This window comes from Streptomyces sannanensis (assembly GCF_039536205.1).
Classification (GTDB): Bacteria; Actinomycetota; Actinomycetes; order Streptomycetales; family Streptomycetaceae; genus Streptomyces; species Streptomyces sannanensis.
Window position 1 is genome coordinate 5328516 of the sequence record NZ_BAAAYL010000001.1, and the last position, 21238, is coordinate 5349753.

The window sequence follows — 21238 nt, forward strand, 5'->3', positions numbered from 1 at the left end:
GTCAACAGTCCGCGATAAAGCGGTGACAGCAGAGGGGACCGGCATGTCCGCATTCTCGCTAGAACCGGCACAAATCGCCTGGTGCGAGGAGTTGCGCACCACCGCCGCCGAACGCCTGCGCCCACTGGCCGAGAAAGGCGAACCGGGGTACGTCAACCGGCCGCTCGTCGCCGCGCTCGGTGAACTCGGCCTGCTCGGCAAGCTGTTCGACGCCGGTGCGCTCGAACTCTGTCTGATGCGTGAGTCGCTCGCCTACGCCTGTACGGAGGCCGAGACGGCACTCGCGCTGCAGGGACTCGGCGCGTACCCGATCGCCCTGACGGGTACCGCGACCCAGCGCGAGCGCTGGCTGCCCGAGGTCGCCGCCGGCCGCGCCGTCGCCGCCTTCGCGCTCAGTGAGCCCGGCGCCGGCTCCGACGCCGCGGCCCTCGCGCTGAACGCCGAGTCCGACGGTGACGGCGGCTGGCGGCTGACCGGTGAGAAGTGCTGGATTTCCAACGCGCCGGACGCCGACCTCTACACCGTTTTCGCCCGTACCACCCAGGGTGCCGGGCCCCGCGGCGTCACCGCCTTCCTGGTCCCCGCCGACCGGCCCGGCCTGAGCGGCGCCCGGCTGGACATGCTCTCCCCGCATCCGATCGGCAGCCTCGCCTTCGACGCCGTACCGGTCACCGCGGACGACGTCCTCGGCGAGCCCGACCGCGGCTTCCGGGTCGCCATGGGCACGCTCAACCTCTTCCGGCCCAGCGTCGGGGCGTTCGCGGTGGGCATGGCCCAGGCCGCGCTGGACGCGACCGTCGAGTACACGGCGCGGCGCACCGCGTTCGGCGGACCGCTGAAGGAACTTCAGGCGGTCGCCCACCAGGTGGCCGAGATGGCGACCCGTATCGAGGCCGCACGCTTGCTGGTCTACGCGGCGGCCTCGGCGTACGACAGCGGCGCGGCCGGGGTGGCGAAGAGCTCGGCCATGGCCAAGCTGCTGGCCACCGAGACGGCGCAGTACGTGGTCGACGCGGCCGTGCAGCTGCACGGTGCCCGGGCCCTCGAGCGCGGCCATCTGCTGGAGCACCTCTACCGGGAGGTCCGCGCGCCCCGCATCTACGAAGGCGCCACCGAAGTCCAGCGCACCATCATCGCGAAGGAGTTGTACGCATGAGCGCAGAGCGCGTGAATCCGGCCGAGCTGTCCCCGCCCAGCGGTTTCTCGCACGCCGTCGTGGCGAAGGGGACCCGGGTCGTCTTCCTGGCGGGGCAGACCGCGCTCGACGCGGAGGGCAGGGTCACCGGTGACAGTCTCCCGGCACAGTTCGAGCGGGCGCTGGGCAATCTGCTCACGGCGCTGGCCGCGGCCGGTGGCACCCCCGCCGATCTCGCCCGGGTCACCGTCTACACCACCGATGTCGCCGCCTACCGCGACCAGGTGGCCGAACTCGGCCGCATCTGGCGACGGCTGGCGGGTCGCGACTATCCGGCCATGGCCGTGATCGGCGCGACCCGGCTCTGGGACGAGCAGGCGATGGTGGAGCTCGACGGCTTCGCGGTACTGGACTGATCAGCCCTCCAGCAGCGCGCCCATCCACTCCTCGATCCCGGCGACCGTACGCGGCAGCGCACCCGACATCAGCCGGGCTCCGTCCGCGGTGATGACGAGGTCGTCCTCGATCCGGACACCGATGCCGCGCAGCTCGGCGGGGAGGGTCTCGTCGTCCGGCTGGAGGTAGAGGCCTGGCTCCACCGTGAGGACCTGGCCCTCCTCCAGTACGCCGTCCAGGTACGTCTCCGCGCGGGCCTTGGCGCAGTCGTGGACGTCGAGGCCGAGCATATGGCCGCTGCTGCACAGGGTGTAGCGGCGGTAGAGGTCGCTGTCGGCGTTCTTCAGTACGCCCCACTCGGTGAGGCCCTCCGCGATGACCCGCATGCCCGCGCGGTGGAAGTCGCGGAAGCTCGCGCCGGGACGCAGCGCGGCGATGCCGGCTTCCTGCGCGGCGAGCACCAGCTCGTACACCTGGCGCTGCACGGGGGAGAAGCGGCCGGAGAGGGGGAGCGTGCGGGTGATGTCGGAGGTGTAGAGGGTGTCGGTCTCCACGCCCGCGTCGAGCAGCAGCAGTTCGTCCGGGTTCAGCCGGCCGTCGTTGCGGATCCAGTGCAGTACGCAGGCGTGGGCGCCGGAGGCGGCGATGGTCTCGTAGCCGGTGCCGTTGCCTTCCGCGCGGGCGCGCAGACCGAAGACGCCCTCGATCCAGCGCTCGCCGCGCGGGTGGGCCAGGGCGCGCGGCAGGGCGCGTACGACGTCCTCGAAGCCCGCGACGGTGTGGTCGACCGCGAGCTGGAGCTGCTCGACCTCCCAGGCGTCCTTGATCAGGCGGAGTTCGGAGAGGGCGGTGGCCAGCTCGGCGTCGTCGGAGGCGTTGCGGCCCGGCGGCAGCCGGTCCAGGTCGTCGAGGTGGGCGCAGCGGATGCCGGTCAGCCGCTCGGCCTCGGCGAGGTCGGGGCGGCGGCCCACCCAGAACTCGCCGTAGCGCCGGTCGCGGTAGAACTCGTCGCCGCCCGTGCGGGGGGAGCGCGGGCGCAGATACAGCACCGCCTCGTGTCCGTGCGGTCCTGACGGCTCCATGACCAGCACATGGCCGGGCTGGTCCTCGCCGGTGAGGCCGGTCAGCCAGGCGTAGGCGCTGTGCGGGCGGAAGCGGTAGTCGCAGTCGTTGGAGCGGACCTTCAGCTCGCCGGCCGGGATGATCAGCCGCTCGCCGGGGAAGCGGGCGGAGAGCCGGGCGCGGCGGGCCGGGGTGACGGAGTGGCCCGGCACGCGCGCCTCCGCGGGCAGCGGTGTCGCCGCCCAGCTCTCGGTCATGAACGCGGCCAACTCGGCTGAGACGGGGAGGTCGTGACTGCCGGTGTTACGGGTGGGGCTTTCGGCCATGGGATCTCCCGGATGATGAAGTACGAGTAATGCAATGTCACATTACTATGTGACGGTTCACATGGCAGTGGTCGCGAGGTGCCGGTCATTTCTGTGCCATTCAAACGTTCCGTGCCTTTCGCGCCGCTGTCACGCCCCTTCGGGTTCCTGTGGGCCGAACGTCCCTCGCTGCTGTGCGAGATGTGCGGCCACCCGCGCGCGAACAGCCCGCCGGCTTCGACAGCCGGTGCAACCGGCTCGGTGCGGGTATGTATCCGCAGTGCGGACACGACCGCTCCCCGGCGGTGCTGCCGACATGTCCGGTTGCTCCTGCGATGGTTCACTGTGCAACTGCCCGCGAGATCCGTGACGGGAAACCCTTGGCCGTCACATGGCAATGTGACATATTACTGCCGTGCCCAAGAGACACCCCCTGGACGCCGTCATCGTCGGTGCCGGCGTCGTCGGAGCCGCCTGCGCGTACTACGCGAGCCGCTCCGGCCTCTCCGTCGCCGTCGTCGACCGCGGTCCCGTCGCGGGCGGCACCACCGGCGCGGGGGAAGGCAATCTGCTCGTCTCCGACAAGGAAGCGGGCCCTGAGCTCGACCTCGCGCTGATGTCCACCCGACTCTGGCGCGAACTGCGCTCGGCCCTCCCGCCGGAGACCGAGTACGAGCCCAAGGGCGGCCTCGTCGTGGCGCCCGACGAGGCCACCCTGTCCGCCCTGCGCACCTTTGCCGAAGGCCAGCGCGGGGCGGGCGTCGAGGCCCACGAGGTCGCCGCGGACCGGCTCCACGACCTCGAACCGCATCTGGCCCCCGGCCTCGCCGGGGCCCTCCACTACCCCCAGGACGCCCAGGTCCAGCCCGCCCGGGCCGCCGCCGAACTGCTGCGCGCGGCCGGCCGCCACGGTGCCCGGCTGTACCTCGGCGAAGAGGTCACCGAGGTCCTGACCGGCCCGGACGGCGCCGTCCGCGGCGTACGCACCTCGCGCGGCGAACTCCTCGCCCCGGCCGTCGTCAACGCCGCCGGCACCTGGGGCGGACAGCTCGCCGGTCTCGCCGGCACACACCTGCCGGTACTGCCCCGCCGCGGCTTCGTCCTCGTCACCGAACCGCTGCCGCGGGTCGTCCGCCACAAGGTGTACGCCGCGGACTACATCGCCGACGTCGCCAGCGGCTCCGCCGCCCTGCAGTCCTCCGCCGTCGTCGAGGGAACCCCCTCGGGGCCCGTGCTCATCGGCGCCACCCGTGAACGCGTCGGCTTCGACCGGACCCTGTCCACCGAGGCACTGCGCCGCCTCGCCGCCCAGGCCGCCGACCTCTTCCCGGTCCTCGCGGACGTCCATGCGATGCGCGTCTACCACGGCTTCCGCCCCTATTTCCCCGACCACCTCCCGGCGATCGGCCCCGACCCGCGGGTGCCCGGCCTCCACCACGCCTGCGGTCACGAGGGAGCCGGCATCGGCCTGGCCCCGGCCACCGGGCTGCTCATCGCCTCCGTACTGCGCGGAGAGAGACCCGACCTGGACCTGACCCCGTTCCGCCCCGAACGCTTCGACCGCCAAGGAGCCGACCGATGAGCCCCGACCCCTCCCCGCAGGCGCTCGTACGGGCAGAACCGGAGGCGTCGTTCGAGGTCACCTTCGACGGTCGTCCGCTGACCGCACTGCCCGGGCAGAGCCTTGCCGCCGCGCTCTGGGCCGCCGGCATCCTCGCCTGGCGCACCACCCGGGGCAGCGGTGCACCGCGCGGGGCGTTCTGCGGCATCGGCGCCTGCTACGACTGCCTGCTCACCGTCAACGGCCGCCCCAACCAGCGTGCCTGCCTGGTCCCCGCACGGCCCGGCGACATCCTCACCACCCAGGAGGGGACCGGCCATGCCGACCTCGCCGTCTGAACCGACCGCGCCGACCGACCTCGCCGTCGTGGGCGCGGGCCCCGCAGGGCTCGCGGCCGCCGTCGCGGCGGCCGACCTGGGTTTGCGCGTCACCCTGCTCGACGCGGGGGAGCGGCCCGGCGGACAGTTCTACCGTCACCCCGCGCCCGGTCTCGGAGCCAGGCGCCCGGAAGCCCTGCACCACGGCTGGCGCGCCTTCGCCGGACGGGTGCACAGACTGCGGGATCACCAGCGGCACGGCAGGGTCACCCATCTGACGGCCCATCATGTGTGGACCGTCGTCCGCGACCCGGACGGCTGGCGGCTGCACGCCGTCGCCGGTCCCGAGGAGACGCCCGCCACGGTCCGTGCCGCCGCGGTGCTGCTCGCCACCGGCGCGTACGAGAGGCAACTTCCCTTCCCCGGCTGGACCTTGCCCGGCGTCGTGGGCGCGGGCGGCGCGCAGGCCATGCTCAAGTCCGGCCTGGTGCTTCCCGGCAAGCGGATCGTCGTGGCCGGCAGCGGCCCGCTGCTCCCGGCCGTGGCGGGATCGCTCGCCGCCGCCGGCGCCCGGGTGCCCGCCGTCGTGGAGGCCGCCTCCTACACGGGGTACGCGCGTGAAGTCCCTTCCCTCGTACGCAACCCGGGCAAGCTCGTCGAGGGCGCCGTGCACGGAGGCGGCCTGCTGCGGCACTCCGTCCGTCTGCTGACCCGGCACGCGGTCACCGCCGCCCACGGCAAGGACCGGGTCGAGGCCGTCACCGTCTCCCGCCTCGACCGTGACTGGCGGCCCGTGCCCGGCACCGGCCGGCGCATTCCGTGCGACGCGCTCGCGGTGGGCCACGGCCTGGTTCCCCAGCTGGAACTGGGCACCGGCCTCGGCTGCGCCACGCGTCGCACCCCGGACGGCACCCTCGCCCTGGAACTCGACGGTGACCAGCGCACCTCCGTTCCCGGTGTCTGGGCGGCAGGGGAGGCCGGTGGCATCGGCGGCGCCGAACTCGCCCTGACCGAGGGCGAGCTGGCCGCCGCGTCCATCGCCCACGAGTTGCGCGGCACGCCGTACCCGCGGGCCGTGGCCGGGCTCGCCCGACGCCGGGCGCGACTGCGCGCCTTCGCCGACGCGATGGCCGCCGCGCACCGGCCGGGACCGGGCTGGACCGGCTGGCTGGACGACGCCACCGATGTGTGCCGCTGCGAGGAGGTCCCGGCCGGCAGCATCAGGGAGGCCGTGGCCGAACTGGGCGCGCGCGACGCCCGGACCGTCAAGCTGCTGACCCGCGCCGGTATGGGCTGGTGCCAGGGCCGGATGTGCGGTCAGGCGGTGGCGTGTCTGGCGGGAGAGGAACCCGCGGCGGACCGGCGCCCGCTGTCCTGCCCGGTACCGCTGAAGCACCTCGCCGAATTGCCGCCCCCGGCGGAAGCCGGCGCGGAGGACTGACCCCGAGAAGCTGACGGCCGCCCCACCGCGGCGGCCGTGCGGGCACGACGGGTCCTTGTGGCCTCCGTGCATCGCTTAGTAAAATGTCACACCTCACACGAGTAGGAGTCTCACGTCATGACCGCAGAGTCCACCGCCTCCCGCAACCACCCCTGGCGCGGAATCATGGTCGCCACCACCCTGCCGCTGCGCGACGACCTCTCCGTCGACTACGACGCCTACGCCGAGCACGTCGCCTGGCTCATCGCCAACGGCTGCGACGGCGTCGTGCCCAATGGCTCCCTCGGCGAGTACCAGACGCTCACCGACGAGGAGCGCGCCCGCGTCGTCCGTACCGCGGTCGAGGCCGCGGGCGACGGATCCCGCGTGATGCCCGGTGTCGCCGCGTACGGCAGCGCGGAGTCGCGCCGCTGGGCCGAGCAGGCCGCCGAGGCGGGCGCGGGCTCCGTCCTCCTGCTCCCGCCGAACGCCTTCCGCGCCGACGAAGCCGCCGTACGCGCCCACTACACCGAGGTGGCGAAGGCCGGTGTGCCCATCGTCGCGTACAACAACCCGATCGACACCAAGGTCGACCTGACACCCGCCCTGCTCGCCCGGCTGCACCAGGAGGGCAGCATCGTCGCCGTCAAGGAGTTCAGCGGTGACGTCCGCCGGGCCTACGAGATCGCCGAACTCGCCCCCGGCCTCGACCTGCTGATCGGCGCCGACGACGTCCTGCTCGAACTCGCCCTCGCCGGCGCGGTCGGCTGGATCGCCGGCTACCCCAACGCCCTGCCCGCCACCTGCGCCACCCTCTACCACGCCGCCGTCGCCGGCGACCTTCAGACCGCGCTGCCGCTCTACAAGTCCCTGCACTCGCTGCTGCGCTGGGACTCCAAGACCGAGTTCGTCCAGGCCATCAAGCTCTCCATGGACATCGCGGGCCGCACCGGCGGCGCAGTCCGGCCGCCGCGCTTCCCGCTCACCGGCGCGCAGGAGGCGTCCGTGCGCGCCGCCACCGAGAAGGCGCTCGCCGAGGGCCTCAAGTAGTAACAACCGGCCGAGAAGGGGACTTCATGCGTACCCGTCACGTCTTCCATGCCGTCGACTCGCACACCGAGGGCATGCCGACCCGCGTCGTCACCGGCGGTGTCGGTGTCATCCCCGGCGCCACCATGGCCGAGCGCAGGCTGCACTTCATCGAAAACCTCGACCACATCCGCACCCTGCTGATGTACGAGCCGCGCGGCCACTCGGCCATGAGCGGCGCGATCCTCCAGCCGCCCACCCGGCCCGACGCCGACTACGGCGTGCTCTACATCGAGGTGTCCGGGCTGCTGCCGATGTGCGGACACGGGACCATAGGGGTCGCCACCGTGCTCGTCGAGACCGGCATGGTGCCGGTCGTGGAACCGGTCACCACGGTCCGCCTGGACACCCCGGCAGGACTGGTGAGCGTCGACGTGCGGGTCGAGGACGGCGCGGCGAAGTCCGTCACTCTCACCAACGTTCCGGCCTTCTGTGTCGCGCTCGACCGCAAAGTGGAAGTGCCGGGACACGGCACGGTCACCTATGACCTCGCCTACGGCGGCAACTTCTACGCCTTCGTCCAGCTCGACTCCCTCGGCCTGCCCTTCGACCGTGCCCGCAAGGACGACCTCCTTGCCGCCGGGCTCGCCGTCATGGACGCGATCAACGCCACCGACCGTCCCGTCCACCCCGAGAACCCGGAGATCAGCGGCGTCAAGCATGTCTATCTCGCGGCCCCCGGCTCCGACGCCGTCCGCTCCCGGCACGCCATGGCCATCCACCCTGGCTGGTTCGACCGATCGCCGTGCGGTACGGGCACCTCGGCCCGTATGGCACAGCTGCACGCCCGCGGCGAGCTCCCGCTCGGCCGCGACTTCGTCAATGAGTCCTTCATCGGTACCGAGTTCACCGGCCGCCTGATCGAGGAGACCACCGTCGGCGGACTGCCCGCGGTCGTCCCCACCGTCACCGGCCGGGCCTGGATCACCGGCACCGCCCAATACTTCCTGGATCCGAGCGATCCGTTCCCCGGAGGCTTCCTGCTGTGACCGTCGTACGCACCACCGATTACCACACCGCGGGAGAACCCTTCCGCATCGTCTCCGAAGGGCTGCCGGCGATCCCGGGCGACACGGTCGCCGAGCGTTGCGCCAACACCATCGGCGCCGGCGGATCCGGCACCGCCCCCCGTTCCGGCCCGCTCGACGACATCCGCCGGCTGCTGGTCCAGGAACCCCGCGGCCACGCCGGGATGTACGGCGGCTTCGTCGTCCCGCCCGACGACGACGGCGCCCATCTCGGCGTCCTCTTCTGGCACAAGGACGGCTTCTCCACCGCCTGCGGACACGGCACGATCGCGCTCGGCGCCTGGGCCGTGGACAGCGGACTGGTCGCCGCGCCCGACGACGGCTCCGTCCAGGTCCGTATCGACGTCCCCTCGGGGAGGGTCTCCGCCACCGTGCACCGCGAGGCCGGCCGCACCACCGGCATCACCTTCCGCAACGTCCCGGCCAGGGTGGCCGCCCGCAAGATCCCCGTCGCCACCAGCCGGGGCATGGCCGACGTCGACATCGCGCACTCGGGAGCCTGCTACGCCTCGGTGCCCGCGGCACAGCTCGGCCTCGACGTGAACGTCGCCTCGCTGGACGAGCTCGTGCGCGCCGGCCAGGAGGTCCGGGCAGCACTGGCAGGCCATCCCGCCACCTGGCACCCCGACAGTCCGCTGCTGTCCGGCGTCTACGGCGTGATCCTCTACGAGGAGCTGCCCGACACCCCCCAGGGGCCCGCGCAGCGCAATGTCACCGTCTTCGCCGACGGCCAGATCGACCGGTCACCGTGCGGGTCCGGCACCTCCGCCCGTCTCACGCTGCTCGCCGACGACGGCAGGCTGGGCCCGGGCGACACCCTGCACCACGAGTCGGTCATCGGCACCGTCTTCACCGGCCGGGTCGTCCCCGGTACGGGCGAAGGCATCGTCACCGAGGTCACCGGCACCGCACACCGGACCGGGGAGCACACCTTCGTACTGGAGCCCGGCGACAGCCTGGCGACCGGATTCCTGCTGTGAGAGGCCAGGCCGTGAAAGACCTCCTGTTCATCGACGCGGACGACATCGCCCGCGCACTGTCCCCCTCCGCCGCGGCCGACGCCGTGGCGGATGTCCTGAGGGCGGGCCTCGACCCGGAGACCTGCCCGCCCCGCGCCAACGTCCCCGTACCGGCGGGAGAGTTGCTGCTGATGCCCGCCGCCGCCGGGGCGTACGCGGGAGTGAAGATCGCGGGTGTGGCCCCGGCCAACCCCGGGCGCGGGCTTCCCCGCATCACCGGCGGCTACCTGCTGCTGGAGGGCGCCACCCTGATGCCCGTGGCGCTCCTGGACGGCGCCGCGCTGACGTCCCTGCGCACCCCGGCGGTCTCCGCCGTGGCCATCCGGCACCTGGCCGAACCCGACGCCGGGCACCTGGTGCTCTTCGGCGCCGGCCCGCAGGCGTACGGCCATCTGGAAGCGGCCCTCGCAGAAAGGCCGTTGACCAGGCTGACCGTCGTGTCGCGTACCGCGTCGGCCGCCGAGGCCCTCGTCGCGCACGCCCGTACGGCATTCGGCCTCGACGCCCGCACCGGAACCCCGGACGAGGTGTCCGGCGCCGATCTGGTCGTCTGCTGCACCACGGCACGCGAGCCGCTCTTCGACGGACGACTGGTTCCCGAGCACGCCACCGTCGTCGCCGTCGGCTCGCACGAACCGGACGCCCGCGAGACGGACACCGCGCTGGTGAGCCGCTCCCGTGTCTTCGTCGAGGCGCGCTCCGTCGCACTGCGGGAAGCCGGAGATCTGATCATTCCGGTGCGTGAAGGGGCCCTCGAGCCCGGCCGGATCGTCGGTACGCTCGCGGATCTCGTGTCCGGCCGGACCGCCCCCGGACCCGGTGGCCCCCGCTTCTTCAAGAGCGTGGGCATGGCCTGGCAGGACCTCGCCGTCGCGGCCGCGGTCCACCGGGCCGTCGAGCGAAGGGGGCGCGGTTGTGTCGAAAGGGAGAACGCGCGCAGGGTCCCGACGAAGGAGGGACCCGAGCACGATCGACCGTCGACACAGCCTTGAGCGCCCCGTGGGGGTCCCCCCGGGCGAAGTCTGGCGGAGAACCGAGCCAAGGTTCGGACGCCCAGCGCAACGTGACATTGTACGCTGGGTGCCCGGCGAACACTCGGAGGAACGACCATGGGCGACCTGAAGCAGCGCACTCTGATCACTGCCCGGGAGCGGCTGCGTGACCAGGTCGCCCAGGCCCTGCACGCCGCACTGATCGCCGGCGAACTGCGCCCCGGCCAGATCTACTCCGCGCCCGGTCTCGCCGCCGACTTCGGCGTCTCGGCCACCCCCGTGCGCGAGGCGATGCTCGACCTCGCGCGCGAGGGGCTGGTCGAACCCGTACGCAACAAGGGTTTCCGGGTCACGGAGTTGAGCGAGCGTGACCTCGACCAGTACACCGAACTGCGCGCCCTCATCGAGGTTCCCACCATCGGCAGGGTCACCGAGAAGTGCTCCCGGGACACGCTCGAGGATCTCCGTCCCCTCGCCGAGGCCATCGTGGAGTGCGCCCGCGCGCACGACCTCATCGGCTATCTGGAGGCGGACCGCCGCTTCCACCTCGCCCTCCTCGCCCTGTCCGGCAACGACCGGCTGGTCGAGACGGTCGGTGATCTGCGCAAGCGCTCCCGGCTGTACGGCCTCACCGCGCTCGACGAGCGCGGTGAGCTGATCTCCTCCGCCGAGGAACACCTCGAGCTCCTCGACCACATGGTGGCCGGTGACGCGAAGGCCGCCATGGCCTGCATGGCACGGCATCTCGGGCACGTACGTTCCGTGTGGGCAAAGGAGGGCGAGGAACCCGTCTGAGGAGTGACCGAACGGAGCCCCGGCCGCCGGTGGCCACTCCCGGGACCGCGCCCATGGGGTCGTCGTACGTCCGACGCAACGCGATATCCGCATCAATGCGTGTACGTCGTCAACATGCCACGCCCTGTCAGCGCCCGTCGACCTCGTGCACGGCCTGACTGAATGGTTCATGGACTCCGTTCGGCGTGCGGGATTGGACCAGGTGACGTCCGAGCGCGTGGTGCGCGCTGTGTGCCACTTCGCTCCCGAGCTGCCCGCTGGTGCCACAGTCGGCGCTCACCGTGGCCGCACCGCTCGTGCTCATGGCCGTGGCGGTGGGGGTGAGCGCGAATGCCGACTCCAAGCGCCAGGAGGCCATCGAACACATCACAGAACTGCTGGAGCAACTGCACGAACAGAAGCTCGAAGACGAGCACAGCGAACTCGATGGCTGCCGCGATGCCATCGACAAAGCCACCGCCATTCTGCTCGATCAGGGCAAGCTCGGTGTCTCGCTGGGACTGGACTCGGCAGTGCATGCCATCAACACGGCGCTGGGCGCCGCTGACCGCCGCCTTGCCCGGTGGCAGAGCGCACTCGACAAGTTGCCCGATGGCAAGGCCGTCGAGATCGGCACGCTGACCGAGTCGTTCCCCGGAGTGGACGACCATGGCGGCACGTTCCGCACGCACCTCGAACTCGCTGCCCTGGCCATTGCGCTGAAGCGGCGGGTCAACGTCCTCCAGGCCGTCGAGCATGCGCAGAGCGATCCTGGCAACTTGTTCGAGAGCTTCGCCCGCGCACTCAAGCGGGACCAGCAGCGCCTCGACGAAATGGAGTCGGGTATCGCCGGTGTCCTGGAACGCCTGTCGACGCTGGAGCTGGCACGCCCGAACAGTTTGCGACCCGTCTTCACGACTGGTGAGATGCGCGCGGCACACCGGCTTCACAAGTTGGGCGACGGCGTCACGGTCAACAGCCGCACGACAGACGTGGCGATTGAGATCGCCCGCAACAAGGACGGCTCGGTGGTCGTGTTCCCTGCGCTGCCCGCGGAGGCGTAGGCGCGTTCGCACTCACTTGGTCAGTGGTGCAGGACAGCCCGAAACCTCGAACGCGGTTGGGGCAACGCGAGCACGACGTGCCTGATGCCTGCGGAGACGCTTCCTGGAGCGTGCGGTCTCCTCCTGCACGGCAACGCTGCGCGGCCTGCGAGCACCCGTCTCGGCCACGTCCTCGGAGAGTGTCCTGATCGTGAGCGGGGAGCAGGATCCGCGCGCGGCCGAGCACGAGGCCGACGCCCGCGCCGGCCAGGGGCCCTTGCAGCAGCTTCCCCAAGGCCCCGCTCGCTCTCACACGGAACAAGCGGGGCGAACCGGCGTCAGTCGGTCGAGGAGCCGGGGGCCCCCGGGCTCTGGCTGGGGATTCCGGTCTGCTCCGGGCTCTGGGCGGGTGCGGGGATCCGGTCCGTGGCAGAGGGCGCGGCGAAGACCTCGTCGAGGGTGGTCGCGTCGATGGCGCGGTCGAACCAGAGATCCAGGACCGGCATGTCCGTACAGGTGGTGACGCGCTGTCGGGTCTCTTCCGTCATCGGGAAGCCACGGCGCTCCATCAGGCGCAGCAGTTGCTCGGCCTTTCCGGCCACGCGCCCTTCCTCGCGCCCTTCCTCGCGTCCTTCTTCCTGTCCTGCGAGGCGGGCGTCGCCCACGATGGTGCCTCGCCTGGGGGTGAAGAGGGTCTTCATCAGGTTCCTCCAGATCTCCCGGGCGTGTTCGCTGCCCAGGCCGTCCTCGATCAGTCCCGCCAAGTCGTCCCGGGCTTCGCGGTCCGCGTCCTGAGCCAATGCCTCGCCCACCACCGTCAGTATGCCCTCGATGTCCGGGTCGTTGCTGTGGATCCACAGGCAGAACGCGGCGAAGTCCAGGTCGGCCGCAGCTTCCTGAACCTGGTTCACGCGCGGAACATTGAACGGCCCCAGCACATGAGGAACCGTCACCTGGGTGGGGCGCCCCACGCCGGTACTCAGAGGTCTGGCCGCCCATGCTGCCGTCGCCGTGTCCACGCACAGGACCAGCAGGACGACCTCGAGCTTGTACCGGTCACGCAGGTAAGCGATGTAGTACGGCCACGAGGTCTCCTTCTTCGTCTCGACGCCGGTCTGCGCCTCGACCAGCAGGATGAACGGATCACGTCCGTCGGGACGGACCACCCGCAGCACGGAGTCCATGTGCCGGGTGAACATCTTCGGGGCGCCGGAGGCGTCCGTCGGGAGAGGCTCGGTGGTGACACCGGGCGGGATCCCGAGTCCCAGGAGGTCCAGCGCACGGTTCAGCGCTTTCGGACGTCCCGGCAGGAAGCCGTGCAAGGTGTCGTGACTGACATTAGGCATGATCTGAAACTATTTACGGAACAACAACATTATTTGGCGTTTGGTCTGTAATCACCCGTTCGGCTGAGCCCCCTGGACTTGACGCCGAGGTGGCGCGGCCAGGGCGGCTATGGGGTGTCACGCTTCGGGCGGTGCGGAGAGCACCGCCCGGACGGTCTTGCCGCTGGGCGGGGAGGGGACGCAGTCCCAGTGGTCGGCGAGGGCGGCCACGAGCAACAGGCCGCGCCCGCCGGGGCGGAGCGGATCGGGTTCGGTGTCCGCCGGAGGGATTGGCGGGCGCAGGTCCCCGCAGGCGTCGGTGACCTCGACGCGCAGGCGGCCGGCCACCGGGTCGAGGACGAACGTGAGCCGGAAGCAGCGGCCGGGTAGGCGGCCGTGGAGAACGGCATTGGCGGCGAGTTCCCCAACGATGACTTCGGCACGCTCCGTGAGGTCCTGCGGGACGCCCCAGGATCGCAGCTCGGTTACAGCGAGGAGCCGGGCGAGCCGGGCGCCGCGCCGCGTGGACGACAGCAGTTGCGTGAAGGTGCCGGTGAGAGTGCCGACTTGGGGCGTTGCTTGGTTCATGACGCCAGAGTGGCGGTCGGGCGCGGGTGGGGACGAGTACGGCACCCCGTACGCCGAGTCAGCGTACGGACACGGGGAGTGGGCGGTGCGCCGGGTCTTCCGCCGCGTTGCGTGGTGAGCGCGGGTGTGACGTCGACCGATGGTCGGCCGTCTCGAGCCGTGGTTGGCCGTCGCCCCGTTTCGACTGCCCAGGACAGGCCCAGGCCGTCCGCCGGAGGTCCGGCCGCCCGTCCCGGTTCGGTGACCCACGTCACACCCGGCTCCTGTCAGCAATCGGGGCGCCGTCTCGTTCAAGGGGCACGCGAACGAGACAGGAGCAACGCCATGAAGCACCGCATCGTCGTACTCGGCGCCGGATACGCCGGGGCCTTCGCCGCCGGAAACCTGGCCCGCCGACTCTCCCCCGCCGACACCGAGATCACCGTCGTCAACGCCGCGCCCGACTTCGTCGAGCGGATGCGGCTCCATCAGCTCGCGAGCGGCCAGGACGTCGCGTTCCGCAAGCTCGCAGACGTGTTCGCGGGCACCGGGGTGCGGCTGCGCCTGGCGCGCGTCACCGGCCTCGACCCCGAACGCAGGACTGTCGCCGTGACCGGCGAGGACGGCGACGGCGAACTCGCGTACGACACGCTTCTCTACGCGCTCGGCAGCTCCGTCGCCCACCACGGCGTCCCCGGCGTGGCCGAGTACGCCTTCGACGTGACCGGCCGGTCCTCGGCACTGCGTCTGCGTGAGCGCCTGGCCGGCCTGGGCGAGAGCGGCACCGTGCTGGTCGTCGGTGAGGGGCTGACCGGCATCGAGACCGCCACCGAGATCGCCGAGTCCCGGCCCGACCTCTCGGTCGCGCTCGCCGCCCGCGGCGAGCTGGGCGCCTGGCTCTCCCCGAAGGCCCGCCGCCACCTGCGCCAGGCTTTCGACCGGCTCGGCATCACCGTCCACGAGCACACCGCCGTCGAAGCCGTCGAGCCGACGCGGGCGATCGCCGCCGACGGCATGTCCGTCCCGGCCGACGTGACCGTGTGGTCGGCCGGGTTCGCCGTGCACCCCATCGCGGCCGCCGCCGGCCTGGAGGTCGCCGAGACCGGCCAGATCGTCGTCGACCGCACCATGCGCTCGGTCTCGCACCCGGACGTCTACGCCGCCGGTGACTGCGCCTACGCGATCGGCGAGAACGGCCGGCCGCTGCCCATGTCCTGCGCCTCGGCCGGCTACACCAACATGCAGGCGACCGCCGCGATCATCGCCCGCCTGACGGGCGGCGAGGTCCCGACCACCGGGCTGAAGTACCACGGCAACCACATCAGCCTCGGGCGGCGGGACGCGATCTTCCAGATGGTGGACGGCAACGTCCGGTCGAAGCCCTGGTACCTGGGCGGCCGGACCGCCGCGCGGCTCAAGTCGGGCGTGCTCAAGACGGCCGGGTGGGGCACCGCCCACCCGACCTTCGGCATGCCGAAGCGCAAGCGCCGCCTGGCCACCGCGCCCGACCGGGCCGGCGCGAGGGCCGCCGCATAGGCTGCTCCGCATGGACAGCGCAGCCATCGAATGGTTCGAGGCCGGCCGGGGCCGGCTGGCCTCGCTCGCGTACCGTCTGCTCGGCTCGGCCGCCGACGCCGAGGACGCCGTGCAGGACACGTTCCTGCGCTGGCAGGCCGCAGACCGCGAACGGGTCGAGGTGCCGGAGGCGTGGCTGACCAAGGTCGTCACCCACCTCTGCCTCGACCGGCTCCGCTCGGCGCAGGCGCGCCACGAGCGCGCTGTCGGAGACTGGCTGCCCGAGCCGCTCCTCGAGGGCGACCCGATGCTCGGCCCTGCCGACACCTTCGAGCAGCGCGAATCGGTGTCCCTGGCCGTACTGATTCTCATGGAGCGCCTCTCGCCGGTCGAGCGGGCCGTCTACGTCCTGCGCGAGGCCTTCTCCTACAGCCACGCCGAGATCGCCCAGATCCTCGACATCACCGAGTCCGCGAGCCAGCAGCACGTCCACCGCGCCCGACGCCGGGTCACCGCCGAGCGCCGCCGCGGCAGAGACGAGGTGGACCCCGCGTCCGCGCGTCGGGTCGTCGAGGAGTTCCTCGCCGCCGCCACGTCGGGGCGCACCGAACGGCTGCTGGAGCTGCTCACCGACGACGCGACCATGGTCTCGGACGGCGCCGGACTGGCCAGGCGGCTGCTGCGGTACGAGACGCGCGAGCGTGTCGCCTCCTTCGTGCGGGCAGGCTTCAAACCCACGCCGGCGAAGCGGCGGCTGGCCGGCGGCTCACCCGCGATCCACATCGCGCTGGTCAACGGCTCCCCGGCCGTCCTCGCCGTGGTCGACGACCGGGTCGTGGGCGCCGTGGCGTTCGACGTCGGCGACGGCAAGGTCGCGTCCCTGCAAGGCATCGCCGCCGCGGACCGGCTCACGCGCCTCAACGAGGCCTGGCGGCAGCACGAACCCGACGCGCCGGTCATCAGCGCATGGTGACCGGAGCCACCGGAATCCAGTGACGCGTCCGGACCATCGCGGGCACGGCCGCGGGTGCGATGCCGTGCCGGGCGCGTGCGCGGCTCTCGCCCGTCGGGGTGCGAGCGCGGTCGCCGTGGTGACACCGTCCACCCACGAGGCCGCGGTGGCTCTCCACCGGTCGGCCGGGTTCACCGTCGTGCGCGAGAAGCGCGACCGGGCCCGCGCCGGACGAGCCTGAACAGCGCACCCGTCCCGCCGACTACGCCACCGGGCACGCCAGTTCGGGAATCGCGCGATTCGGGGAGCACGTCACCACGGCCAGGGAGAGATACGAGGGGCGTTCGAGGTAGTAGCCGTACGCCACATCGGCACCCGAGTGCAGTTGTCCGACGGCAGCGTTCACCAGTCGGGCCAGGCGCGTGGTGTCCCGGTCGCTCTCCGACGCGAACCGAGGGGCGTACTCGGCCAGCCGCTCACCGAGCCAGGCCGCCGCTTCCTTCGCCTCGTCCCATGTGCCCCGAACCAGTGAGCGGGGCTTGACGAGCCAGTACGCCGTCTCCAGGGGCGGGAGGTCCGACGCGGGGAACCCCGCGGCCACCTCGCGGTAGCGCCCGATCAGTTCCGACCTGCTTCCGGCCGGGGGCGGATCGGGGTGCGGGGGCCGCCGCAGGGCCTCGTCGTCGAAGCGTTCCTTCGGACCGGTCCACATATAGGCGTGGTGGTGCACGAGCCGTTACCGTTTCGAGAAGCGCCGGCCGGGCGCGGGGACGGACCCGGCCCGGCCGACGGGAGGGAGGGGGAGGATCAGACGTCGAGACCGAAGCGTGCCGGGTCGATACCGGCCACGTCCAGCTCCTCCGTGGTGAACCGCAGCGGCTGCGCGTCCGGCCGCTTGCTGTCCCCCAGGGCCCAGGCGTCCTCGCCGATCCGGGCCAGGGTCACGCACCCCTCGGTGCAGGGGCCGCCGCACGCCTTCAGGAACGAGGCCCCGCTGATGTCGAGCGCGTACAGATTGGTTCCGTTCTGCATCACTGCACCTTCCTGCTCATCTGGTCACGGCCATGGCCGGCCGCCGCCGCCCGTGCCGGGCGGGAGTCCGCGGGAGAGGCGGCGGACGCCCGCGTGTTCTCACGGCCGGCCGACAGAAAAGGGCGGTCGGGGCGACCCGGCTCGGGCGACGGCTCACGTGGCGGCTCCGACCGGCACCTCCCCGCCGTGGCTCCCATCGCGGGACCGGACGGTCTCTCTTCGCTCTCCATGGCGCCAGAGTGGCGGCCGGGTACGGGTGGGGACGAGTGCGGCACCCCGTACGCTGAGTCATCGTACGGACACGAAGAGTGGACGGTACGCCTCGTTTTCCGTCACGCTGGGTGGCGAGCACGGGACGGTGTACGGAGCCGTCGCGGTGCGGTGCGGAGGAAAGGGGCGGCGGATGGAGAACGTCGGAGTCAAGGGGGAGGCGGCCGGGGACGTCGGCGTACGGGCGGTTCCGGCGGGGGAGTGCGAGCGGGAGCCGCATCCGTCGGACAGCCTGCGGACGTTCGGCGCCGTCGTCCAGGCGCTGCGCGAGCATGCGGGGCTCAGCCGGGTCGACCTGAGCGCCCGGGTTCAGTACTCCAAGCACACCGTGGAGTCGGTGGAGTTGGGGCGTCGTATGCCGGACGAGGCGTTCGTGGAGCGGGCGGAGGAGGCGCTCGGTAACACCGGTGCGCTGCGGAAGGCTGCCCGTCATCTCAGCCGGGGTGAGGTGGGGCTCGCGGCGTGGTTCCGGCGGTGGGCGCGGCTGGAGCGGGAGGCGGTGAGCCTGTGCACGTACGAGTGCCGGCTGGTGCCGGGGTTGCTGCAGTCGGAGGCGTATGCGCGGACCGTGTTCGAGGGCACGATCCCGCTGCGGACCGACGAGGAGCTGGAAGCACAGCTCGCCGCCCGGATGGAACGGCAGGCGATGATGCGGGAGCGACCGACCGTGCCGTTCAGTTTCATCGTCGAGGAACACGTGTTCCGGCGGCGGTTCGGGGATGCGGAGGCGATGCGTGAGCTGTTCGACCATGTCCTGGGATGCAGTGCCCCGCGCGATGTAACGCTTCAGGTGGTTCCGCTGAAGGCTGGGCTGCACGCGTGTCTGGACGGGCCCGTACAGGTTCTGGAGACCCCGGAGGGGCGGCGGCTCGGGTACTCCGAGGGCCAGCAGAACGGGCGGCTGATCTCCGACCCGAAAGAGGTGAGTCTCATCTGCCAGCGCTATGAAACACTGCGCTCGCAGGCCCTGAGCCCCAATGAATCCCGGGCCTTGCTGGAGCGACTGCGAGGAGAGCTATGAGCAGCGGTACGACGGAACTCGCCTGGTTCAAGTCCAGCTACAGCGGCAGCCAGGGTGACAGCTGCGTGGAGGTCGCGATCACCGAACAGGCCGTCCACGTACGGGACTCCAAGGACGTGACCCGCCCGGCCTTCACGGTCGGCCGCGAAGGATGGGCGCCGTTCGTGCGGTTCGCGTCGGGGTATTGAGTGGCTGGTGTGCCGCCCGCTGCCGGGGTGCCGGAGAGGCGGGCGGCACACCGTTCGCGGTACCTGTGTGCCTCATGCCTCGTCAGCGGGAGCGTAGCCGAGGGCCGCACGGTTGATGAAGCGGTCGCCGAGGTCGCGAACCGGCGCGGGCTTCGGCTTCTGCGCAGTGCTGTTCGCCGTGGACTTCTTCACGACAGGCTTCTTGACTCCCGCACGCCCGGCTGGTGTCGGCTTCGTCTGCTTGGCGTTCTTCGCGGCCGGGGTGTTGCGCGCCGCGTACTTCTTGCGGAGCGCTGAGAGCTGCTCGCGTTCCTGGACGGCCATGTTGGTGGGGAGGGCGTTGGTGAGGGCCCGAGCCCGGCTGAGCGCGTAACGCGCCTCGTGCCAGCGCTTCCTGTTGATGGCAACGCGGACCACCCCGATGGTCTGCTGCAAGGCCTTGATCTTCGCGGGCTGCCGCCGGGGTATGGGCGACTCGGCCCCGCTGCTCCGCCGCTGCCCGGCGGCACGGGTACCCCAGTCCGTACCCGAGGTCAGGACGACGACCGAACGGGGATTGCTGCTCTGGCTTCGACGTACCACGTGGCGTTGGTTCCTTGGGTGCGGGTTGGCCACCTCTGGGTGGCCGCAGGTGTGGCCACCCAGAGGTCGGGTCAGCCGTGGCGGGGGCCGGGCCCCGGGGCCGCGCCACCGGGTCCATTTTCTGCCAGTGCGGAGCCAGCAGGGCGGCTGTGTCGTCCGGCGTGAGCGCGAGCGGGACCAGCGTCTCACGGACCAGGGCGGCGGTTCTGCACGACGAACATCGAGGACCAGGCCAAGGAGTGGGCGGAGCGCCAGGCCCGGAACGCCGCGAAGAAGGGCGTCCGCGGCGAGGGCGCCCAGTCGGCGGTCGTCCACTTCCGCATCCCGAAGTCGGAGTTCGCCAAGTTCAAGGGCAAGGTCTACACGGAGGCGAACGAGGAGTGGGCCAAGGAGGTGGCCAAGTTCCGGGCCGACTCCAACCCGCCGAAGCTGCGGCAGAGCCGCCCCTACGTGGAGGGGCCGATGCTGATGAACAGCCGCTCGTACCCGCACACCAAGGGCGTGAAGCCGGTGTCGGGTGGTCACCAGATCTCCTTCCGCATGGTGAAGAAGTTCAGCGCCTGCTTCTGGGGGCGCTGGTTCGCCAAGTGGTTCATGGGGATCAACACCTGGAAGCTCTGGTGATCCCAGGCCGGTGATCCCGGCCGATCTCCGGTGTCTTCTTCCCCGTACCCGACGCGAAAGGCTGCGCAGGACCGTGCAGAACGGCAAGGACGACGAGTTCCCCGAGTTCGACGGGACCGAGGACGACGACGAGGAGCAGGACGGCCCCGAGGCGCTGGAGCCCGCCGCCTTCCCCGAGGGCGAGCAGGCGGACCGGGTCCTCGCGGCGGCCCTCCTCGCCGTGCGCTACACCTCGCTGCTGGAGCCCCCGGTGGCGTCGCCCTGGGTCGGGCCGGTGCGCAACGGCCTGGTCCGGGCGCACAGCACCGCCGTGGCCATGCTGCGGGAGGGGTACGGCCCGGACGGCGGGGTCGACGCCTTCGACATCGGCCTCACCCGCTGGATCCTGGCCGGCGTGACCGAACTGCCCGAGGCCGTCCGCCGGCCGGAGGAGCACGTGGACGGGCAGCGGGAGCTGGCCCGCCTGGTCTTCGACGTCGTCGTCCACCCGGACGACGAGGCCCGCTTCTCCGAGGCGTGCGCGCTGGCCGAGCGGCTGGCGGGACCGGAGGCGGCGGAGGAGCGCGAGCTCCTGGCCGGGGACCTCGCCGACCTCGCCGCGGCGCGGGGGAGCGGCCGCCGGCCGGACGGCGAGGCGTTGTGGGAGCGCGCCGACGCCTTCGCCCGACGGTACGCGGACCGGGTCCGGGCGGAGCTGCGGGCCCGGGGCCACCACATCGGCGAAGTGATGACCGACTTCCCCGTCCCGGTGAGCGAGCGGGGTGCGGAGATCGCGCGGCTGGTGGTGGCCTCGATGGCGGGCCGGTTCGGGGTGTCCGAGGAGGAGGCCCGCGTCCGGGTCTTCGCGTTCTTCTCGGACTGGGACCTGACGGATGAGTCCGAGATAGGCGATCTGGACTACATCGGGCATCAGACGCCGGAGGAGTGGGCGGGCAGTATCTACCTGGGGCTGGAGTTCCACGAGGTGCAGACGGCCGCGGACCTCGGCGGCCGGACGCCGACGCCGCTGCCGTAGCAGTGC

24 protein-coding genes and 1 pseudogene are annotated in these 21238 nt (G+C 71.8%); 18 read left to right on the forward strand and 7 right to left on the reverse strand.

Annotated elements, in window-relative coordinates; all coding sequences use genetic code 11:
* Window positions 1-43: 43 nt before the first annotated feature.
* Both ABD858_RS24890 and ABD858_RS24895 read left to right on the forward strand, forming a co-directional pair.
* Window positions 44-1156 (forward strand): acyl-CoA dehydrogenase family protein, encoded by a 1113-nt coding sequence (locus ABD858_RS24890; RefSeq protein WP_345041443.1) that lies wholly within the window; start codon window positions 44-46, stop codon window positions 1154-1156.
* Window positions 1153-1551, forward strand: a complete 399-nt coding sequence (locus tag ABD858_RS24895) for a RidA family protein (RefSeq protein WP_345041446.1) — start codon at window positions 1153-1155, stop codon at window positions 1549-1551. The genes ABD858_RS24890 and ABD858_RS24895 overlap by 4 nt, the downstream gene beginning before the upstream one ends.
* On the opposite strand, the gene ABD858_RS24900 is transcribed toward ABD858_RS24895, so the two are convergent.
* The gene (locus tag ABD858_RS24900; protein ID WP_345041448.1) at window positions 1552-2919 is read right to left on the reverse strand and encodes an aminopeptidase P family protein; all 1368 of its coding nucleotides are present in this window, start codon (window positions 2917-2919) and stop codon (window positions 1552-1554) included. It abuts the gene before it with no gap.
* A 394-nt stretch (window positions 2920-3313) separates the two neighbouring features.
* Here ABD858_RS24900 and ABD858_RS24905 point away from each other — a divergent pair, with 394 nt between their 5' ends.
* The 9 genes and pseudogenes from ABD858_RS24905 to ABD858_RS24945 form a co-directional block, all read left to right on the forward strand.
* Window positions 3314-4480 (forward strand): NAD(P)/FAD-dependent oxidoreductase, encoded by a 1167-nt coding sequence (locus tag ABD858_RS24905; RefSeq protein WP_345041451.1) that lies wholly within the window; start codon window positions 3314-3316, stop codon window positions 4478-4480.
* The gene (locus ABD858_RS24910) at window positions 4477-4797 is read left to right on the forward strand and encodes a (2Fe-2S)-binding protein (RefSeq protein WP_345041453.1); all 321 of its coding nucleotides are present in this window, start codon (window positions 4477-4479) and stop codon (window positions 4795-4797) included. The genes ABD858_RS24905 and ABD858_RS24910 overlap by 4 nt, the downstream gene beginning before the upstream one ends.
* The gene (locus ABD858_RS24915; protein ID WP_345041455.1) at window positions 4778-6217 is read left to right on the forward strand and encodes an FAD/NAD(P)-dependent oxidoreductase; all 1440 of its coding nucleotides are present in this window, start codon (window positions 4778-4780) and stop codon (window positions 6215-6217) included. The genes ABD858_RS24910 and ABD858_RS24915 overlap by 20 nt, the downstream gene beginning before the upstream one ends.
* A gap of 117 nt (window positions 6218-6334) precedes the next feature.
* Window positions 6335-7246 carry a dihydrodipicolinate synthase family protein gene (locus tag ABD858_RS24920; RefSeq protein WP_345041458.1) on the forward strand — a complete coding sequence of 304 codons (912 nt, stop codon included), beginning with the start codon at window positions 6335-6337 and terminating at the stop codon, window positions 7244-7246.
* A 26-nt stretch (window positions 7247-7272) separates the two neighbouring features.
* Window positions 7273-8274, forward strand: coding sequence for a proline racemase family protein (locus tag ABD858_RS24925; RefSeq protein ID WP_345041460.1), 1002 nt, complete (start codon window positions 7273-7275; stop codon window positions 8272-8274).
* Window positions 8271-9293, forward strand: a complete 1023-nt coding sequence (locus tag ABD858_RS24930; protein WP_345041462.1) for a proline racemase family protein — start codon at window positions 8271-8273, stop codon at window positions 9291-9293. Before ABD858_RS24925 ends, ABD858_RS24930 begins: the two co-directional genes overlap by 4 nt.
* Window positions 9294-9304: 11 nt before the next feature.
* A complete protein-coding gene (locus ABD858_RS24935; protein ID WP_345041463.1) occupies window positions 9305-10324 on the forward strand; it encodes an ornithine cyclodeaminase family protein in 1020 nt (339 codons plus the stop codon).
* 117 nt (window positions 10325-10441) lie between these two features.
* Entirely contained in the window at window positions 10442-11119 is a 678-nt protein-coding gene (locus ABD858_RS24940; RefSeq protein WP_345041466.1) for a GntR family transcriptional regulator, read from the forward strand.
* A 269-nt stretch (window positions 11120-11388) separates the two neighbouring features.
* Window positions 11389-12162: pseudogene (locus ABD858_RS24945) on the forward strand (hypothetical protein); the annotation flags it as partial.
* 317 nt (window positions 12163-12479) lie between these two features.
* On the opposite strand, the gene ABD858_RS24950 reads toward ABD858_RS24945, so the two are convergent.
* Together ABD858_RS24950 and ABD858_RS24955 are read right to left on the reverse strand one after the other, a co-directional pair.
* Window positions 12480-13487, reverse strand: coding sequence for a hypothetical protein (locus ABD858_RS24950; protein WP_345041469.1), 1008 nt, complete (start codon window positions 13485-13487; stop codon window positions 12480-12482).
* A gap of 117 nt (window positions 13488-13604) precedes the next feature.
* Complete coding sequence (locus ABD858_RS24955) at window positions 13605-14054, reverse strand: ATP-binding protein (protein WP_345041471.1); 450 nt, start codon at window positions 14052-14054, stop codon at window positions 13605-13607.
* A 324-nt stretch (window positions 14055-14378) separates the two neighbouring features.
* Here ABD858_RS24955 and ABD858_RS24960 point away from each other — a divergent pair, with 324 nt between their 5' ends.
* The 3 genes from ABD858_RS24960 to ABD858_RS24970 all read left to right on the forward strand — a co-directional run bounded on the left by ABD858_RS24960 (window position 14379) and on the right by ABD858_RS24970 (window position 16741).
* Complete coding sequence (locus tag ABD858_RS24960; RefSeq protein ID WP_345041473.1) at window positions 14379-15569, forward strand: NAD(P)/FAD-dependent oxidoreductase; 1191 nt, start codon at window positions 14379-14381, stop codon at window positions 15567-15569.
* Window positions 15570-15579: 10 nt separating this feature from the next.
* Entirely contained in the window at window positions 15580-16521 is a 942-nt protein-coding gene (locus ABD858_RS24965; RefSeq protein ID WP_345041475.1) for a sigma-70 family RNA polymerase sigma factor, read from the forward strand.
* A gap of 64 nt (window positions 16522-16585) precedes the next feature.
* Window positions 16586-16741 (forward strand): hypothetical protein, encoded by a 156-nt coding sequence (locus tag ABD858_RS24970; protein ID WP_425586247.1) that lies wholly within the window; start codon window positions 16586-16588, stop codon window positions 16739-16741.
* Between the two features lie 21 nt (window positions 16742-16762).
* Here ABD858_RS24970 and ABD858_RS24975 read toward each other — a convergent pair whose 3' ends face one another.
* Window positions 16763-17230: a hypothetical protein gene (locus ABD858_RS24975; RefSeq protein WP_345041477.1), complete on the reverse strand. Its 468-nt coding sequence runs from the start codon at window positions 17228-17230 to the stop codon at window positions 16763-16765.
* Between the two features lie 77 nt (window positions 17231-17307).
* A complete protein-coding gene (locus ABD858_RS24980) occupies window positions 17308-17532 on the reverse strand; it encodes a DUF397 domain-containing protein (protein ID WP_345041479.1) in 225 nt (74 codons plus the stop codon).
* Window positions 17533-17935: 403 nt separating this feature from the next.
* On the opposite strand from ABD858_RS24980, the gene ABD858_RS24985 reads away from it, so the two are divergent.
* Window positions 17936-18823 (forward strand): helix-turn-helix domain-containing protein, encoded by an 888-nt coding sequence (locus ABD858_RS24985; protein WP_345041481.1) that lies wholly within the window; start codon window positions 17936-17938, stop codon window positions 18821-18823.
* A complete protein-coding gene (locus ABD858_RS24990) occupies window positions 18820-19011 on the forward strand; it encodes a DUF397 domain-containing protein (protein WP_345041483.1) in 192 nt (63 codons plus the stop codon). Before ABD858_RS24985 ends, ABD858_RS24990 begins: the two co-directional genes overlap by 4 nt.
* Before the next feature lie 72 nt (window positions 19012-19083).
* Here ABD858_RS24990 and ABD858_RS24995 read toward each other — a convergent pair whose 3' ends face one another.
* Together ABD858_RS24995 and ABD858_RS25000 are read right to left on the reverse strand one after the other, a co-directional pair.
* Entirely contained in the window at window positions 19084-19593 is a 510-nt protein-coding gene (locus tag ABD858_RS24995) for a hypothetical protein (protein ID WP_345041485.1), read from the reverse strand.
* A gap of 185 nt (window positions 19594-19778) precedes the next feature.
* Window positions 19779-19943, reverse strand: a complete 165-nt coding sequence (locus ABD858_RS25000) for a hypothetical protein (RefSeq protein ID WP_345041487.1) — start codon at window positions 19941-19943, stop codon at window positions 19779-19781.
* 43 nt (window positions 19944-19986) lie between these two features.
* On the opposite strand from ABD858_RS25000, the gene ABD858_RS25005 reads away from it, so the two are divergent.
* Both ABD858_RS25005 and ABD858_RS25010 read left to right on the forward strand, forming a co-directional pair.
* Window positions 19987-20217 carry a hypothetical protein gene (locus ABD858_RS25005; protein ID WP_345041489.1) on the forward strand — a complete coding sequence of 77 codons (231 nt, stop codon included), beginning with the start codon at window positions 19987-19989 and terminating at the stop codon, window positions 20215-20217.
* A gap of 73 nt (window positions 20218-20290) precedes the next feature.
* Window positions 20291-21232, forward strand: a complete 942-nt coding sequence (locus ABD858_RS25010; RefSeq protein ID WP_345041492.1) for a hypothetical protein — start codon at window positions 20291-20293, stop codon at window positions 21230-21232.
* Window positions 21233-21238: the final 6 nt, after the last annotated feature.

Coding starts and splice junctions, on each gene's coding strand:
- ABD858_RS24950 (WP_345041469.1), bottom strand. CDS start 13,487: ATGCCTAATGTCAGTCACGACACCTTGCACGGCTTCCTGCCGGGACGT.
- ABD858_RS24890 (WP_345041443.1), top strand. CDS start 44: ATGTCCGCATTCTCGCTAGAACCGGCACAAATCGCCTGGTGCGAGGAG.
- ABD858_RS24985 (WP_345041481.1), top strand. CDS start 17,936: ATGGAGAACGTCGGAGTCAAGGGGGAGGCGGCCGGGGACGTCGGCGTA.
- ABD858_RS24900 (WP_345041448.1), bottom strand. CDS start 2,919: ATGGCCGAAAGCCCCACCCGTAACACCGGCAGTCACGACCTCCCCGTC.
- ABD858_RS24990 (WP_345041483.1), top strand. CDS start 18,820: ATGAGCAGCGGTACGACGGAACTCGCCTGGTTCAAGTCCAGCTACAGC.
- ABD858_RS24910 (WP_345041453.1), top strand. CDS start 4,477: ATGAGCCCCGACCCCTCCCCGCAGGCGCTCGTACGGGCAGAACCGGAG.
- ABD858_RS24955 (WP_345041471.1), bottom strand. CDS start 14,054: ATGAACCAAGCAACGCCCCAAGTCGGCACTCTCACCGGCACCTTCACG.
- ABD858_RS24980 (WP_345041479.1), bottom strand. CDS start 17,532: ATGCAGAACGGAACCAATCTGTACGCGCTCGACATCAGCGGGGCCTCG.
- ABD858_RS24915 (WP_345041455.1), top strand. CDS start 4,778: ATGCCGACCTCGCCGTCTGAACCGACCGCGCCGACCGACCTCGCCGTC.
- ABD858_RS24920 (WP_345041458.1), top strand. CDS start 6,335: ATGACCGCAGAGTCCACCGCCTCCCGCAACCACCCCTGGCGCGGAATC.
- ABD858_RS24940 (WP_345041466.1), top strand. CDS start 10,442: ATGGGCGACCTGAAGCAGCGCACTCTGATCACTGCCCGGGAGCGGCTG.
- ABD858_RS24925 (WP_345041460.1), top strand. CDS start 7,273: ATGCGTACCCGTCACGTCTTCCATGCCGTCGACTCGCACACCGAGGGC.
- ABD858_RS24965 (WP_345041475.1), top strand. CDS start 15,580: ATGGACAGCGCAGCCATCGAATGGTTCGAGGCCGGCCGGGGCCGGCTG.
- ABD858_RS24895 (WP_345041446.1), top strand. CDS start 1,153: ATGAGCGCAGAGCGCGTGAATCCGGCCGAGCTGTCCCCGCCCAGCGGT.
- ABD858_RS24960 (WP_345041473.1), top strand. CDS start 14,379: ATGAAGCACCGCATCGTCGTACTCGGCGCCGGATACGCCGGGGCCTTC.